Here is a 17076-nt window from a genome sequence, read left to right as displayed (position 1 = left end):
CCGATGAAACACTACGACGTATTCGGAGTCGGAAACGCACTCGTGGATATTTTAGTACCTACGGAAGACGTATTTATCAAACGTCTCGGGTTTGATAAGGGAATTATGACCTTGGTAGACGCGGAAAAACAAGCCGGCGTTTTAACCGCTCTCGAAGGAAGCAAGAGAGAACTTCGTTCCGGGGGAAGCGCGGCGAACACGATGATCGCGATCGCAAACTCGGGAGGAACTGGAACTTATACCGGGAAGGTTTCGAAGGACACTTACGGAGAATTTTATAAAAAAGACATGGAAGAGGCCGGGATCTTTTTCGAAGTCGCGCCCGAGGACAAGGGACATACCGGAACCTGTGTCGTTCTCACAACCCCGGACGCGGAGAGAACGATGTTGACTCACTTGGGAATCTCCATCACTCTTCAGAAGTCCGACGTAGACGTGGAAAAATTAAAGACATCAAAGATTTCTTATATAGAAGGATATCTCTGGGACGGACCCGGAACCAAGGAAGCCTCGCTTCTTACGATGGAAGAATCCAAGAAGAACGGGGTCAAGGTCGCATATACATACAGCGATCCGTTCTGCGTGAATCGTTCGAGAGAGGATTTTATTCGTTTAACAAAAGACTACTTTGATATTGTCTTCTGCAACGCGGAAGAGGCGAAAGCACTTTCACAAAAAGAAGACAAACAGGAAGCCCTCAAATTTATCGCCGGACTCGCTCCTCTCATATTCATGACCGACTCCGCAAACGGCGCGTTCTATGCGGAAAACGGAACGATTTCCCACGTGGAAGGGTTTCCGGTAAAACCGCTCGACACAACGGGCGCAGGAGACTGTTTCGCGGCTGGAGTTCTTTACGGACTGACCCAAGGATACAGCCTGCAGAGAGCGACTCGTTGGGGGAACTATGTGGCTTCGAGAATCGTCCAGGAAATCGGACCGAGGCTCGGAATCAAATTGATGGGAAGGCAGGACGAAATTCTAAAGTAAGTTGGCGGGGGTCGCTTTGATTAACTCAGCGCAAAGCTTTCCTATGGGTCGCTTTGCGGGGGGAAAGGCTTCCCCCTCGCTTCAGCCGCAAATTGCGGCTTTCGCTCCCCCCTTCGCCGGGAGATCTTTTTCTGTTCTAAGCCCGGACCCCAATTTTTTTGATTTGGATAAAGCTTAACGGAGACATAGAAAAATTCGAAATTTTGAATATATCTGATTTTGAATGTTTCACTTTGTTTCCGGTGTTTTCGCAGTTTTGCTCCGTTTGAAACGTTAGATGGATCGTCGGAAGCCGAGGAAGGTGGGACGACCGTCTTAGGGAGCGCATTTGTCGGAGTTACGACAACGCTGTGGAGGAGAAATTTTTCTTGAAAGAATTAGAATTTTCTGATAGAGGAAAATTTCCCGATTTTTCCCGCCGACCCACCTCCTCCACCCAATTTGGGTGGGGCGCGCGAATTCCACGGAAAGATCGTCGGAACAACGACAAAATCAATCCTCGAAGGTATTTTTTTTCTTATGAAAGTCGGAGCTTTGCTTTTAAGGACAAGTCAGAGAAACTTGAACCTCTGAGCGAGGCGCGTTTTCGGGAACGGTGAACGTGGTCTCTCTCACGACGGTTTCCGGATATCCGTCCACTCGGGCGATATCGCCCAGGCACCGGATTCTATAGTCGCCTGAGTGGATGTATTTCATTCGAGTCAACCCTCCTTGGACGGGAGAGGAGATGAGAGGTAACTTAGTGTCGATGTTCGTTTCGCTCAAACGATAGATTCCATAATAGTGAGTTGTGGACGCGGTTCCACCTAACACCACTAAGTTGGATGCGATCTCGGGACGGATGATTCTGGATCGAAGAAGTAGTCCTCCTCCCATGTTCGATTGGCCGTTGTGATCTGCGTCCCCTTTCCAGTCGCTTACTGCCACTATCGTCCTCACGCCTCCCAAGCCGGAAACGTAAGAATGTACCATAAGATTTTCCTTCAGATTCATTCTTACTTCCATGATGTAAGGATCAAATCCTGGATAGACGAGCATATCCTGATCTCCCGGTTCCACGGTATAAAGAAGAGGAAATACGAGAGGGGGGAATAACGATTGGGTCGTCGCATCCGCTGTCGGCTGATAGCTCAAACGTGGAACGATATTGACCCCAGGAACTCTGTAGTTATCAAATAATGTAAGATTGGAAAATGTAAGGCCCGGTTCCGTCGCCCAAGCAGTTACGAGAGAACGAAGATACATCCCCGTATAATAATATTGAACGGGACCATTTCCAAAAGCACCCCAGTCCGTCGCGGATGTAGGATCGTTCGAAGGATACGCGACACCTTCCCCGTTAAAAAATTGAATTGCTTTGAGTTCTCCGTCATTCAAACGGCAGGAATTGGAATTTGTTGTATAAGGGATCGTACAAAAAACCTGACGATTGGGAGCGATCTCGTCCCAGAATTTTTTCGTGTCTTTTACGTTCTTGATCAAACTTAGGTTGTAGAGACCTTGTTCGTATTTCGAAGAGATCCTGATTTCGCCGATATCGATAAAGATCGGTAGACCCGAGGCAGTTGGAATCCCCGTAGTATCAAAAACCGGATCCAATCCCGCTCCCGTTGTATCTTGGTAGATCTGTCCGGTTCCGTTTGAATACGATTCAAAACCGATCGGATTATCCGTCGCGTATGTTCCTTTTGCGAGGAGGAGCATTCTCTGATTGAAGAGCGTGCTGATTACGGGGTCGCTCGAACCTTTTCCTTGCCAATTTCCAACACGACAAAAAAACAAGCAGGAAGCGCAAAGTAGTAGAACGAATAAAAAAGAAGATCGGTTCATAGAAAGATACTCACCATCAATCCAAATTGAAAAAATTCAGCGTCTACAACTCTGTAATAGTTCGGGTTGGCCAATCTCGAGTCGCCATAAGGACTTGCGTAGTAGTACTTCGACTCCTCAGGTGCGTCCAACTGAGATTCGTAGATTTTATTGTAATCGATCCGAATTCCTATCCGAATTTTTTTTCCGGCGACAAAACTCGTCTCCAAACCGACGAGCATCATCGGATCCCAACGAGAAGTGTTGGACGGTCTTGCGACGACAAACGCTTCTCCACCTCCGGCGCGGATGATAAATGAGATCGGAAGATCGAGAGGAATCTTATAACCTAACGCGAGATAGACGGGAATCGTAGTCAGAGCTCTTTCCGTCGCGGAAAGATAGTTCGCGTAGAAAGCTCCCATCTCTAAATAAAAAATCCAAGGCCAAGGAATTCTAAAAAAGAAACCGCCGCCGAGGGTCGTATCCAAATATTTCTGGGTCTCGGTTCCAGGCCAAGGATTCGAAGCGCCCATCCAAACTCCGATCTCCGGCTTCCGATTATCGTAGAACGTTCCCGCGTTTTTTTCCGCTTCTTCTTCCTCTGCTTCCGCTTCTTCGTCTTCTTTTGAGACGATCCCGCTGGAGGGAAGGCTTCCCGATTGGGCCACAGGTCTCGGGATGAAATCGGTAAAGAATTTATTTTTTACGAAGTCTGGTTGGTAACCGCCTAAGAGCTCGAAAACTCCCGGCTTCTTTGGGGAGGCGGAAAGGATTCCCGGGATCAGAGTCAAAAAAAGAAGAAGAGATCGACTTTTTGAAATTCGGGGAGGAGAGAACTTCATGATCGATACAAGTCCCTGAGAGAATACATCGAATCGATCGACGGGTGAGAATCGTAATAGGCTCTTATAAAATAAAGACCGTGAGGGGGAAGAGTGATACCGGCTATCGTTCTATCTCTGGAAGAAAGAATCTGGAGAATGTTTGTATCGTTTCGTTTGCCGTTTGCGATTTCCAGAAGGGTACCCGTAAGAATCCGAATCATATTGTGAAGAAAGCCGTTCGCCCGGATCCTTACCTTGAAGAGACCGTCAAATTCCGCGCTTCGTTCCAGTCTCGCCTCTAAAATCGTCCGAACCGTGGATCGATTTTTCATGGAGACCGCCTTCGCTAAACTTCGAAAGTCATGCTCTCCCTTTAATAATTCCAGTTCAGCTTCCAAGCGTGGAACGTCAATCTTATGTTGATACCAGAAGGCTCGATTTTTCCAAGTAGGCCGTGGGAACTTCGTGTTGAGGAGGAGATATTCGTATTCCCTGGAATGACAGGAAAATCGTGAATCAAAATTCTCCTCCACTTCTTTCATCGATAAAATGGAAAGTCCCGGATCGGTGAGCGCATTCATACTCAGGAGAAACTTGCTGAAATTCTGAACAACCTTTTGCGTTTTGAAATTGACCATCATTCCGCGAGCGTGCACGCCCGTGTCCGTTCTTCCCGCTCCGGATATATCGATTGGTTCTTTGAGAAGAATGGAGGCCGCCTTTTCCAGATTCTCCTGAACGCTGGGCAGATCCTTTTGAGTTTGAAAGCCGTGAAAACAAAGACCGTCGTATTCGACGAGGAGGGCGTAGTTTATTTTTCTCCTCCCATTTCTTCGATGATCTTATTGTATTCGTCGTAGAGTTCTTTCGCCATGTCGATGATTACGGAAGGTTTGGACTTGGATCCCTTTCCCGAACCATATAATCTGGAAAGAGTTCTCTTTGCTCGTACCAAAAGATTCAGCTTTTGGGCCGGGTCTTGGGCAAGTTCGTCTTTGAACTTCATCGTAAGATATGCGGAAAGATAGATCACACCGTCAAAGGCCCAGTTCTTATCCGTATCCGGCCCTAAAAGATAGGACGCCTGATCCACGGGTTCGGAACCGCTTTGCATGATATCCATCGTGTCCGTATACCAGCTTGCGGATTTTTGGTAGAGAAGGTCTCGGACTTTATCGAAGCCCATATTCGGAAAATCGTTGTTGAGATCGTCGAAATACCAAGCTCCACGAACCGCACAAACCGCTTTTTTTGGAGTAGGGGCCACGGTGACCTTTCGGTTCTGATAACATTCGATTGCAAGAAGATACGAAGCGGCTCCGAGAACCAAATTTCTTTCCTGATAAAAATCCAAAGGTCCGAGGATCTTTTCGAGGTTGGAGCGGCGCGTATCGGACTGGGAACGAATTTTTTCGTTTTCCTCCGCGTCTAACGTAGACCAGTCCTTGGAAAAAGCGGAATAAAGACAACGAGGACAAACGCTGATGACATAATCATTCGGGCTGACACGACCGAATTTTCGATTTTTTTCGTAGAGTCTTCTGAGTTCGATCGTAAGTTTCCCGGCGATGAGGCGACCGCCACCTTGGAACATATTTTCCTTTTGGTGGACTTCGTGACAGATCGGACAGACCGTATCTTCCTTAGCGCGGAATGAGATCTTTTTTCCTTGTGCGATTGCAGTGGCTGTCATATTCTTATCTTTGAAAAACCCGAAAAAAACAAGCGTAAGCTGTCAATTCGGACACCATTCTAACCGATAGAGTAGGAAGAAAAGCACTAATTTCTGTGTTGCCCCGGGCCTTGAATCCGGAGAAACTTTGGAAAAGGTTAACCGATGAAACGACTGATTCTCATACTAATAGCAATCTCCATTCTTCCAGTTTCCGTATTTGGAGAGGCGGTCTCGAGCAAAGCCTACAAAAAAAGGGTGGAGTTACTGACTTATCTCCGCGCGATCGAGCCGATTGTACGCAACTACAAAGGCGAGGTTCCTGGAGGGCAGAATCAGCAGAACGCGGGAACTCAGCCTGCGGCCGGAAGCCAAGCCGGAACAACCCCGGAGCCAGACGGTGACAGAGTGAAGAAATACAAGGAACTGAAGAGACTCTACCAGGAAGGTCTTCAGTATTACTTTGAAAACAATCACGTAAACGCCTATCGTAGATTCTTAGAAGCACAGCTCGGAACCGAAATGCTTCTGGAAGAACTTTCCCAATACTATGTGGAAAGAAGTGATGAAATTTTAAAAGCGGCGATCGAGAAGAAAAATCAAAACAATCCCGAGGACAGAAACCTCGTGGACATCGCGATCGAGTTGAGTAAAAATTCTTATATCGTAAAAGATATGACCGCGGATCGGGAATCACCTCTCACAAGAAGAATGTACAACCCGAGAGACTTTCACTACGTAACCAATAAATACGCGATCGAGAAGAATATGGAAACCGGTTATAAGTTTTTAGGTCTTGCGAAAGAAACCCGAAACAATGCGCTCAAGATCGAAAAACATCTGGAAAAACACCAAAAATTACAGCCGAGTCATAGAAAGCACAGGATCGAACACTATCTCGCGGCAATTCAACTCTGCAGAGATGCAAGAGCCAATGCGATCAATATCTTCAAACTAAAATATCCGTACGATAATTACTTCCTCTTTAAGAGCGACGCGAAGACCGAAGCGATCCGAGACGATGAAGGAAAAGCCGGTCCTTCCGACGTAGTAACGTTGCAAGGGGCGACGTATGACTTTTCCCAGAACCCGACTCTGGAATACGATCACAGGATGAGTCCTGTTTTTGATAGAAGAATTCCGGAAGAATACCGGAGAGACGCGGTGGACGTTTTGGAAAGAATCTACGATGACGAAGTCAAAAATAGAATCTTCTTGAAATGGGATCCTGAAAAAAGAAAACAATTGATGGGTGAGAAGAAGTAACCCAAAAACCGACGTTCCTTTTAGAACTTCGATTCTAAAAAGCCGAATTCCGTTCGGTAAACGAAAGCCCGCCTGCAAAAGCGGGCTTTTTTATTTTCGTCTTTGGACTTTTCTTTTGGAGAATTTCCGTCGGAGCTACGACTTCACCGTGAAAGTCGCGCGCCCCACCCAAATTTCGGGTGGAGGGGTGGGTGGCGGAAAAAACCACGGCGGACTTTCCTTTATCACAAAATTCTAATTTTGCAATTAAAAATTCCCTTGTAGGAACTCCTACGATAAGACCCATTTTTTGGATGGGACAATTTTTGCTTCAGCACCTTCTTAACTTGCGGGTAAGGATTTGATCGTTGCGTGGAGGAGGAGAGTTGGCGAGGGAAAAAGGAAAGAATTTCCTTTCCCAGAATTTACGATCTTTGTAGGAACTCCTAAAAAGGAACCAGATTTTGATTGCAATTCCATCCTCGTCTTTCCGGTCTTTCGGTCCAAAAAGTTCGACGGGGGAGGCAAACCCCTCTCAAAGTAGATCGATTCCCGGAACTATGGATTCTAAATTCCCTCGAAAACTAGCTTTTCTAAAAATGGAATCCTTCAAAAAATTGCTCTCGATGAACCCATTGAAATTTATGGAGAGCCGCTTAGGTCGCTTTCCAAAATCCTATCGCAGGATTGTCTTAAAAACGTATTTGATCACACTTCCCCTCGTCTTCAGCTTGGCCTTTCCCAGTCTGATTGCAGGATTGTTTTTCGCGATCATTCGCAACCAAGAGAAAAAGAATTTAGCCTTCCTCCGAGGTTCCGCCACTTGGGGTGGAGCGGTTCAGTGGATGACGGGAACCAAATTCCTAAAACTCGGTGAAATCAATATTCCTCAAAAGGGATATATGATTTTTATCAATCACGTAAACGAACTCGATTTCCCTTACGATTGTCTCGTCGTAAACAAACCGTTTTTGGCAAACCAAGTGATCAAAAAAACTTTGATCGCCTATTGGTGGATGAAAGCAATGGGATCGCAGGTTTTCGAATCTTCGAAAGCGACTACGATTGCGGTATCGGTTCGAAATCTCATCAAGGGATTGCACAAGACTTCGTTTATCGTTTATCCGGAAGGTCACAATTCTTATACCGAAGAAATTCAGCCGATGCAAAAAGGAATGATCAAACTAGCATTTGAAAACAAAATCCCTGTTGTGGTCGTTTTAAAATCGGGAATCACCGGATATCAAACGAAGGAGAGTGGATTTGTTGTCGCTTACAAACAAATCGGAAGTTATGATCCTACCAAGTTCGGAACCTGGGAAGAATTCAGAGACTTCCTCTTTGAAACGATGAGCAAAGAAAAGAAGAACCTGGACGCTTCCTTGTCCACGGGAGCGCAAAAAGAATCGGTGTTGGCCTCTTGATTACGAAACTTCTCATCGCCAATCGTGGGGAAATCGCGGTTCGCGTCATACGCACTTGTAAAAAACTCGGAATCAAAACCGTAGCGGTCTATTCGGATGCGGACAAGGATTCACCGCACGTAAAACTCGCAGACGAATCGGTGTATGTAGGCGAACCGACTCCTTCTTCTTCTTATTTAAATATTCCGAATATACTCGAAGCCATTCGTAAGACGAAGGCGGAAGCGGTTCATCCTGGATACGGATTCTTATCCGAAAAACAGGAATTCGCGAAGGCCCTTGAAAAAGAAGGAATTCTATTTTTAGGACCGACCCCGGAATCGATGGAGCTGATGGGAGATAAGATCAATTCCAGAATCAAGATGGAAGCCGCCGGGGTTCCGGTCGTTCCGGGATACAACGGTCAAAATCAAGATCCGAAAAATTTGGAGAAAGAAGCGCAAAGAATCGGGTATCCTCTGATGATCAAAGCGACCGCAGGCGGAGGCGGCAAGGGAATGAAACGGGTTTATAAACCGGAAGAATTTCTTTCCTCACTCGAGTCCGCGCAGAGGGAAGCGCAAAAGGCTTTCGGAGACGGAACCGTCTTTATCGAAAAATACATCGAAACTCCGCGACATATCGAAGTACAGGTGTTTGGTGACAAACACGGAAACGTTATGCACCTTTTTGAAAGGGAATGTTCGATCCAGAGAAGACACCAAAAGGTGATTGAAGAATCTCCCGCTCCGAATCTTCCTGAAAAACTTCGAGACGAGATTTGTCAAGTGGCGGTAAAAGCCGCACAATCGATTCAATACGTCGGCGCGGGAACCGTAGAATTCATCCTTGGAAAAGACGGAAAGTTTTACTTTTTAGAGATGAACACTCGACTTCAGGTAGAACATCCCGTCACTGAATATATCACCGGACAAGATCTCGTAGAATGGCAGATCCGAGTCGCTGAAGGAAAAAAACTTACCGATCTCACACAAGGAAAGTCGATCGTTCCAAACGGACACGCGATCGAAGCAAGAATCTACGCGGAAGATCCCGAAAACAACTTCCTTCCGTCCACAGGTATATTAGAATATATTGAATTTCCGGATCGGGAATTTCTCAGGGTCGACACAGGCGTGGAAACAGGATCGGAGATTACCATATTTTATGATCCCATGATCGCAAAGATGATTTCCTGGGGGAAGACGAGAGAAGAAGCCTCGACTCGTTTGAAAGAATCCATCGATTCCACGGTGATTTTTGGACCGGTAACGAATACGTTCTATCTTTCCGGAATTCTTTCTCATGAAGAATTTAAGAAAGGACTCACACATACTCATTTTCTGGAGGAACAAACGATCGCGTTTACTCCGGATCGTGAAATTCAAGCCGACGCGTTCTCGTTTGCCGCGGCCGCGCTTTCCGAAAAGAAAAAGTCTTCCGGAATTTGGGAAGCGGTTGGACCGGGAGGTCTTTGGTGATCGAAGAAAATTTTCGTTTTAGACACAGAGAAGAAGAGATTCCAGTAAGAGTTCGCTCTAGTTCTCCCGGAGTCACTTCCGTATCGATCTTGTTAGATGGAGTAACTCACGACTTTCAGATCTCCAGAAATTTTCAGAGCGAAGGGAACGGCCTTTTTTCAGGTCCCGGTAATCACTGGAGAATTCTTCGAAGAGGAAATCAGATCTTCATTCACTATAGAGGATGGAATACGAAAATTCTTCTTTCCAATCGAGAGATCCATCTCGAAGAGGGAAGCGGCGGTTTTATTAAGAGCCCGATGCCTGGCAAGGTCATTCGAGTTTTGGTTTCCTCCGGTTCATCCGTTAAAAAAGGAGCGATTCTTGCGATCGTCGAAGCGATGAAGATGGAAAATAATATCCTCGCTCCGGGAGACGGAATCGTAGAAGAAGTTTCCGTTGTGGAAGGAAGTATGGTTTCTCAGGACGATCTGATCTTGAAGTTGAATATGGTCGCTAATAAATCGTAGTTTTAGAATATTCTAAAATTGGAATGTTTTAGGACATTCCTTTATATCGAAAAAAAATATAAAACGATCTTTGGGTTTCGATTTAAGATTCTTTCAAGCAGAATCTCCCGAAGCGGTTTTTTCTTTAGTACGGCGATCTTATTTTTTTTTTCCTGAACTTGTGATGAATTTATTTTCCCGCAGATTTCGTTTTGCGTTTTTCCAATTTTGATGTGGGAACTCCCTCCGTAGGCGAAAAAATCAGACTTTTCTCTAAAGTTCAAAAACTGTGGGAACTCCCTCCGTAGGTGATAGAATCAGACTTTTCTCTAAAGTTCAAAAACTGTGGGCACTCATCCGTAGGTGATAGAATTAGAATTTTCTCTAAAGTTCGAAAACTGTGGGAACTCATCCGTAGGCGATAAAATCGGAATTTTCTCTAAAGTTCGAAACTGTGGGAACTCCTGCGGTTTTATCTTTCGAGTCATCTTTTTAAACGATGAACGATGAACGGAAGGGGGAAGAATAGGAATTGCAATTTTTCTCGCGAACGTTCTTGCACAAAAAATCTAAAAATGGAAAATCCTTTTTTGATTTTTTGTCACCAAACCTGTGTTTTGTGACCCGGAAACTACTTTGATTGATTCCGACTTCGAGTTCTCAATCTTTCAGAAAGGCTCTCATAATTCGTAAATCCAAATCGAAAATTTGAATCCGTTTTCTTTTTTTCGGTCTTTTCACCTAACTTCGATTCGTTGAAGTGTAAAAAGTATTCTACGTTTCTATTCCTTGAGACAAAGCTTGGTTCTGTCATATAGCTCCTTCCGGCATAATTTAGATTCCTGATCCTCTGTCGTTTGTTCTCTAGAGGTTTGTGTTTTATCGTATTTTCTATTTTTGATTGAATCGATTCCTAATTTATAATGTTATCTATAATAAGTAGGGGATCCTAGTCCTTTGTTTTTTTGATTCGGTTATAGGCATATGAGAAACAGTATTCTTCTTTTTCTGAATCTTTTTTTTGTGGTGTTCGGTTTCTTCCGATGCAACCAGGGACCCGGTTCGGATTCTTCCAGTCTCGTAGGCCTTCTTTCTTCCACATTCTCCGGAGAGAATGTAATGCCGATTGGAGGAACTCCTCCTACGGGAGATGTTCCAGGTTGGGTTTCAGCTTCGGATGCGATATTTGCGGATAAAGTGGAAATAACGTGGGAGCCGATCGCCAATGCCCAACAATACAAAGTGATGCGAAAGGCAACAGACGAAGCGGCCTTTCAACAAGTGGGAATCCTTTCGGGCACTTCCTTTATCGATACGGCCGTAAGTTCTGAAAAAACATATCAGTATGTCGTTCAAGCTCTGACGGACCAAAATAAAAATACTCCTCAGAGTCTCTTTGACAACGGTTGGAAATCTTTCTCAGCGGGATGTTCGGATACTCTCAAGAATACTGCGAACAGCGGAGATTCTCTATTAGCAAGATTGAATGGTGGTTTTTCGTCAGCGGGAGCGATCGCCGTTTTTAGAAAAAATCTTTTGGTCGGCGACTCGGCGGGAGTGGTTTTATTAAACGAAAACCGCGATTTGATCGGAATCTGGCCCGGACTTTTTCCGAAAACGCTCATTGTGGATAAAACAAAGGAACGAATTTACGCCCTCTCGGGAAGAAATCTACTTCGTTTAACATCTGAATGTGGAACAGAACTTCTAACGACTTTGCCCGACGATTCCGTTCCCACCGATTTGGCGATCGACACGACCGGAAATCTCTACGTCAGCGAGGTGAATCACAATACTCTAACGGATCGTATTTTTAAGTTCGATTTAAATGGAACTCCATTGAATACCTTTGATCTTCCCGGACAAGGTAGGGAGCCGGTAGCGATTCATATTCATCCCGTGGATAACTCGATCCTTGTAGCGGATAATTTCGATTTCAATTTATATCGATTTCAAATTAACGGAAATCAATTGGTCCAAATTGCTTTCAAACATTTCACCGCGGGAAGAGTCATCGATCTTACGATGCCGGATTCTGTTCAAATTCTAATTGTGATTCAATACAACGGAAATCCACCCGGGCCGATGTTGATCCGAAATCATAACGGGATGGGAGCAGGATCTGTAGAGATTCCTTTTTTCGGTTCGGTTTTAACGACTTCCACAATCAATGCGGTCACTTTCGATTCCGAATCGTTTCAACTTTTGGCGACTGGATCGGATCAGACGATCTTAGGATGTTCCTATCCTACCTTCAGTGGATGTCAAAAAAAACTGAGTGGGCTTTCTCCTTCCCAAGGTGTTACGGATTCGAACGGCAATATTTACATATTAAATTCTTCTTATATATCAAAACTGAACTCGAATGGAGCTCATCTTGGAGTCTTTCCGCTTCCTAATTTCGCGGGGTTATCGATTTTAGGATTGGATCTTGAATTGGATCGGGATTTTTTATACGTATCAGCGAAAAATTTCGATTTTCAAAAAACAGTTCTTCTCAAGGTGAAAACGGATTTTTCAACGTTCACTTCTCGAGAAATAGAAAATTCGAACGCGTTTTTTTCTCCGCAGATTGCGGTTTCCGAATCCAAAATTTACAACGATTTTATTTCGGGAGATCTATCCAGTGCGGGAATCCGTTATGCGCCCATTGAAGGTGGAACGAATCAGCCCTACGAGAACGTATTCAACACCTTTTTTATCAGCGATGTCTTCTCCTTGGAGACGGACAACGCAGGCCATCTCTACTATCACCTAGCAGACTTTGACGAAGAGTTCAATCAGTTGGGAAGAATTCTCAGATTCGATTTGGATACGTTGGGATGGAAGACCTTGGATTCAAGCACTTATGATACGAATGTTCACTATCAGATCGGAACCGATCTATCCGGAAATTTATATACTTTGGATTTTTTAACGGGCGGATTTAAGATTGTGAAAAGGGACTCGGAATTTTTGGAGAAAAAAAGAATCTCACTTCCGCAAGCGATGAACCCGATCACGATGTTTTTGTCCGGTTCCGGAGAATCGGCTTTTGTAATCGATTCGAAAAATCTTCATCGTTTTACTTTTTCGAAATAGGATCCTTTAAGAACATTGACAAAGGATGAGGATGGGAACAGAGTTTGTATATCGGATTAGAAAACTGATTCTCGTTCAAAAACGAATTCATAGTTCCGCTGGGAAAAATTGAATCCACAATAAGGAAGAGCCAATGTCGAATACATTCGGGAACACTTTAAAAACGGTCAGAAACGCAAAGAAAAAAAGTCAGTTGGATCTCGCCTTGGATGCGGACATTTCGACGAAACACCTTAGTTTTTTGGAATCGGGTCGCGCCTTACCGGGAAGGGAAATCGTAAAGAAGTTGACCGATGCTTTGGAAATATCCTATCCGTTTCAAAGTATCTTATTTCTCGCCGCCGGTTTTTCTCCCGACTTTGAAATCGTCGAAGACGAACAATCAAACAGTGTCTTCGATTCTCTTTTGCTGAAACAAATCGACGCAGTCACAACTTCTCCTACGATGGTTGTGAACTGGGAGAACGTAGTCATAAAAATCAATCCCGTTTTGGAAAAGCTGATCGCAACGCTAAAGGGGGACGAATTTTCAACGGAAGGCCTTTCCGCCTACGACTTTATGTTTAGCGACAAGGGACTTGGGCCTTATCTTCTGGAGAACCCAGAACTCAGGGATAGAATCATAACCTGCAGTCATTTGGAGAATTTCGTTAATCAAATAGATCGATCCTCGAACATTCCGGACCCGGATCCGAAATCGGATCAGCTTAACAAATCCGGTTTTGTGCCGGTGACGATTTGTATAAAATATAAAGGAATTCTTATGTTTGATGTGTTGCCCACTTCGAGCGGACATCCTTACGAAGTCAATGTTCGTTCGACTCGAATTTATACTTGGGTTCCTTCGAACCGTTTCACGGAAGATAGGATGAAAGATTTGCTTTCTGCTGATTCGGACATTTCAGAATTAGTCGCTTATTGATCCAAAACGAAGAATGCTTCCAACATCGCTCGTATTTTGTTAAGCGATGAAAATCCGATTCTTATCGAGTTCGAGACAGCGGAAGTCCTTTTGAAAAACCGGCCATTTCTTTCTGAGAATCGAAATCCTTTTCCTATTTTTGGTAAAAAGGTCATTCTCTAAAAATCCAAAACTTTGCCTATATTACCTCCAGGTAATTGAATTTAAAATCAAAAAGAGATACGATATTCCAAATCAGAGTCGATCGAGAACCGATCGAAAATTTGGAGTTGGAATTTGAAGAAATTTTTGAAAGTGTTTTCTTTCGGAATCATCGTGTTCATTGGATACGTTCTCGTAGGAAACATTCTACACCTCTATCTTTTTCCGGAACAATCGGTTGTGGAAGAGGCCTATCCGATCGTGGGAGATACGATGGTGAATCGATTTGCAAAGGAACGTTATACCGTCCTAAAGACGGATCGAGAGACAAACGGGCGTTATGCGGAAGTCGAGTTGCATCTCGAACCGGGGGGAGCGATTCCCGAAGCTCACATTCATTCGAATTACGATGAAACCTTTACCGTATTGAAAGGTGCGTTGACCTTGTGGATGGACGGGAAGGAATTTTATCTCCGGCCGGGTGAGTCTCATACGGTGCCAAAGGGAACTCCGCATCGACCGTTCAATCGAGAAGATCGTGAATTCGTGGGAATCGTTCGAGTCAATCCCCCGGCTCAGTGGGCTTTATTTATAACTCAGTTTCACGGATTCCTAACCGAAAAACAAGAGCCTCGCACTAACCTTGAATTCTTCTTACAAGCGATGTTGGTTTCGAGCTTTTACGGAGATACCTACCTCGCGTCGCCTCCGATTTCCGTACAAAAGGTTTTGGCTTTTATCATCGCGCCGACTTCCCGACTTTTAGGATATAAAAGTTGGAAGCTGGAAAACTCTCTCAAGTGGAGAGGATAATCAGAATCGCATTTTTTTGAGAACAAAGGACTTCCAAATAGAATGGAGGAGGTCCTTTGTACAGAATCTCAGTGCGAAATTGGATTCGAAACAGGAAGTGAAGAAAAGAAGAATCTTGATTTCCGAAGAAGATCCTGACTGGGTTTATAGTTTTGTTTCAAAAGAATGCATGTATGCTTTCAAAAATGTCGATTCCTTCTTTGTATTCAAGTAGACTCGATTCCGATCACATAAAGAAATGCGATTATGGAAAACGTCGCACAGTTTCATAACGAAACAAAGCTATTGTTGGAGAAAGCGAAGAATCGTTCGGAAAGTTTCATTCAAAGTTTTCACGATATCGAAGTACTCTTTTATTCACGGGAAAGAGAATTCGGTGATGTAATGAAACACTGGAAGGTATATGAGCCGACTTACCGATTGATCGAAGAGGCTCAGGAAAAGGCGTATCGCAGAGCGATCCAAGAAAGTCTGACAGATGCTCAATCGCTCAAAACACTCCGCGATTTTTTTCTATCTCCTTTCGGTAAACTTTCGCCGCGTTATGATTTGATTGCCGCGCTGGGAGATTCGGAATCCGCTCAGATCGTCTTCACTGCTGTCGAAAAAGAATTGAATCGAGAAGTCGATGACGACGTGGATTCTTCCTGTTTCAATGGATTGTTCGAACTATTTAGATTTTCTGAATATAAAGAAAATGTTTTGAATCTTATCAGATCCGGATTTAATCGTACGATCGAAGCCGCAGGCGACAATCTCGTAAACGATACGATCTTCAATCACATAGGTAGACTTTGCATTCAGTTAAACGACGAACCTTCCGCTGGAGAAATTTATAAAGCCTTTGTTTTTGGAGGAGATCCGGAACGGCACTATGAAATGAACACGGTCGCGGCGAAACTTTCCCTTTATCTTACGGCCCTCAACTATCAAGGCCCGATTGATGCGATCCGGGACTACATCGATTACTATAACGAATCGTACGGAGATGATGAGTTCGTAGTAATGGCAAGATACTCCTATTGGTGGTTTAAGAAGGAAGTGGAAGAGGCGTTGCTCTTTTTGGGCGATTCGGAAAAAAAGAAAAGCCTTGGAATTGTGGCTTCTCTTTTGGCCGATTTAAACGAAAAGAAAGCGATCGCAATATTACAAACGCGCTTAAAGGATTTGACGAATCCGGTTACCTGCGAGGTCTTTAAGGAAGCGATTCATAGATTGGAAACACAGAACGAAATTCCGAAAAATCAGGATCGAATGATCTGGATGTTCGGCTTCATTACTAGGACGGAATTGGCTTTGGGAAATCGAAACGATAATGTTTTCGTAAGAAGAGCAGAAGAACTTTCAAATTCCATCCAAGCGATCGTTCAAGAAGTGGATGACTCTACGCCGGAAGATATCTGAAAGATACCGATTCTTTTTTCCCGATTGGGACGAAGGAATGCCTTTCGAACGAAAACAAAAAAACCAAAGTGGTCGAATTAAGAACCCTTTTTCTAAAAAGAGTCCTGCTCCACCCGTTGCGGGATTTGTATGAAACCAAGCTCCGTGATTTGCTTGTGCAAAGAGACTACCACCCACAAAGAGCTGATTCTCTCCCGATCTTCCAGAAAGATATTTATCAGGCAAATCCGGACTTTCGTTGTCGCTCTCTAAAGATTTCGAATTTGAATTTTGAATCTTTGCTTTGTCGATTTCTACAAAACCTAGTTCGGTTTTAAAAGTAATCTTGTCTTTCTTTCGTTCTACGATGATCCCTCGAACAGAGCTTCCATCCGTTAGTTGAAACTCTGAGTATTGATACGAGGATTCAGGGCCTTTTCTTGCGTAATCAATTCTTTGGATCTCAGACTTAGGGATTCGATACAATCTTCCTTTCCAACGAAGACTAACGGTATCCGCGCTTTCATTGATCTCATCTACTAAGAACGCATCACCTGATTTGAGGAGTAATTCGGAAGAGAGTAGGGGAGTTGAAAGTAATATTAAAGAGACAATAACGTATCTGATTGTTTTCACTGTGCCTTTGCCAATTTATTTCTTCGATCAGCAAGTCGGAAGTGCATCTTTTTTGTAAATGAAATTAAGATTTTGTTTCAAAAGAGAAAATCTTATTATAATAAATATCATAGAAAAACATTATACTAAGAATTGTCGTTGGTTCCTTATTATAATGTTTATTATAATTCAAAACTTTCTAGGAA

The 17076-nt window shown here is 44.0% G+C and carries 13 protein-coding genes and 1 pseudogene; 9 read left to right on the top strand and 5 right to left on the bottom strand.

The window, feature by feature from the left end; translation table 11 throughout:
• The first annotated feature begins 3 nt into the window (after positions 1-3).
• On the top strand, positions 4-990 hold the full coding sequence (locus DLM75_RS20465) for an adenosine kinase (protein ID WP_118970361.1): 987 nt from the start codon (positions 4-6) through the stop codon (positions 988-990).
• Between the two features lie 540 nt (positions 991-1530).
• Here the strand turns inward: DLM75_RS20465 and DLM75_RS20460 are convergent.
• From DLM75_RS20460 to DLM75_RS20445, 4 genes are read right to left on the bottom strand one after another with little or no spacing between them, the layout of a single operon-like run.
• Positions 1531-2820, bottom strand: a complete 1290-nt coding sequence (locus DLM75_RS20460; protein WP_167731794.1) for an LIC11270 family surface protein — start codon at positions 2818-2820, stop codon at positions 1531-1533.
• Entirely contained in the window at positions 2817-3644 is an 828-nt protein-coding gene (locus DLM75_RS20455) for a hypothetical protein (RefSeq protein ID WP_118970360.1), read from the bottom strand. The genes DLM75_RS20460 and DLM75_RS20455 overlap by 4 nt, the downstream gene beginning before the upstream one ends.
• A complete protein-coding gene (gene truA / locus DLM75_RS20450; protein ID WP_118970359.1) occupies positions 3641-4441 on the bottom strand; it encodes a tRNA pseudouridine(38-40) synthase TruA in 801 nt (266 codons plus the stop codon). Before truA ends, DLM75_RS20455 begins: the two co-directional genes overlap by 4 nt.
• Positions 4438-5319 carry a DUF2225 domain-containing protein gene (locus tag DLM75_RS20445; RefSeq protein WP_118970358.1) on the bottom strand — a complete coding sequence of 294 codons (882 nt, stop codon included), beginning with the start codon at positions 5317-5319 and terminating at the stop codon, positions 4438-4440. Before DLM75_RS20445 ends, truA begins: the two co-directional genes overlap by 4 nt.
• A gap of 144 nt (positions 5320-5463) precedes the next feature.
• Here DLM75_RS20445 and DLM75_RS20440 point away from each other — a divergent pair, with 144 nt between their 5' ends.
• From DLM75_RS20440 to DLM75_RS24560, 8 genes are all read left to right on the top strand, one after another.
• A complete protein-coding gene (locus tag DLM75_RS20440; RefSeq protein ID WP_118970357.1) occupies positions 5464-6564 on the top strand; it encodes an LIC11274 family protein in 1101 nt (366 codons plus the stop codon).
• A 605-nt stretch (positions 6565-7169) separates the two neighbouring features.
• Entirely contained in the window at positions 7170-7967 is a 798-nt protein-coding gene (locus DLM75_RS20425) for a lysophospholipid acyltransferase family protein (RefSeq protein WP_118970470.1), read from the top strand.
• Positions 7964-9427: an acetyl-CoA carboxylase biotin carboxylase subunit gene (locus tag DLM75_RS20420; RefSeq protein WP_118970354.1), complete on the top strand. Its 1464-nt coding sequence runs from the start codon at positions 7964-7966 to the stop codon at positions 9425-9427. Before DLM75_RS20425 ends, DLM75_RS20420 begins: the two co-directional genes overlap by 4 nt.
• Positions 9424-9936, top strand: coding sequence for an acyl-CoA carboxylase biotin carboxyl carrier protein subunit (locus DLM75_RS20415; RefSeq protein WP_118970469.1), 513 nt, complete (start codon positions 9424-9426; stop codon positions 9934-9936). The genes DLM75_RS20420 and DLM75_RS20415 overlap by 4 nt, the downstream gene beginning before the upstream one ends.
• A 963-nt stretch (positions 9937-10899) precedes the next feature.
• Positions 10900-12996, top strand: coding sequence for an NHL repeat-containing protein (locus tag DLM75_RS20400; protein ID WP_118970351.1), 2097 nt, complete (start codon positions 10900-10902; stop codon positions 12994-12996).
• A 133-nt stretch (positions 12997-13129) separates the two neighbouring features.
• Positions 13130-13918 (top strand): helix-turn-helix transcriptional regulator, encoded by a 789-nt coding sequence (locus DLM75_RS20395; RefSeq protein ID WP_118970350.1) that lies wholly within the window; start codon positions 13130-13132, stop codon positions 13916-13918.
• A 294-nt stretch (positions 13919-14212) separates the two neighbouring features.
• Positions 14213-14872: a cupin domain-containing protein gene (locus DLM75_RS20390; RefSeq protein WP_241548002.1), complete on the top strand. Its 660-nt coding sequence runs from the start codon at positions 14213-14215 to the stop codon at positions 14870-14872.
• A gap of 246 nt (positions 14873-15118) precedes the next feature.
• A complete protein-coding gene (locus tag DLM75_RS24560; RefSeq protein WP_241548000.1) occupies positions 15119-16276 on the top strand; it encodes a hypothetical protein in 1158 nt (385 codons plus the stop codon).
• Between the two features lie 24 nt (positions 16277-16300).
• Here the strand turns inward: DLM75_RS24560 and DLM75_RS20375 are convergent.
• Positions 16301-16891: pseudogene (locus DLM75_RS20375) on the bottom strand (LA_3334 family protein); the annotation flags it as partial.
• Positions 16892-17076 lie beyond the last annotated feature (185 nt).

It is taken from the genome of Leptospira stimsonii (assembly GCF_003545885.1).
GTDB classification, from domain to species: Bacteria; Spirochaetota; Leptospiria; order Leptospirales; family Leptospiraceae; genus Leptospira; species Leptospira stimsonii.
The sequence above is the reverse complement of the archived record's forward strand: the minus strand, read 5'-3'. Positions and strand labels throughout refer to the sequence as shown.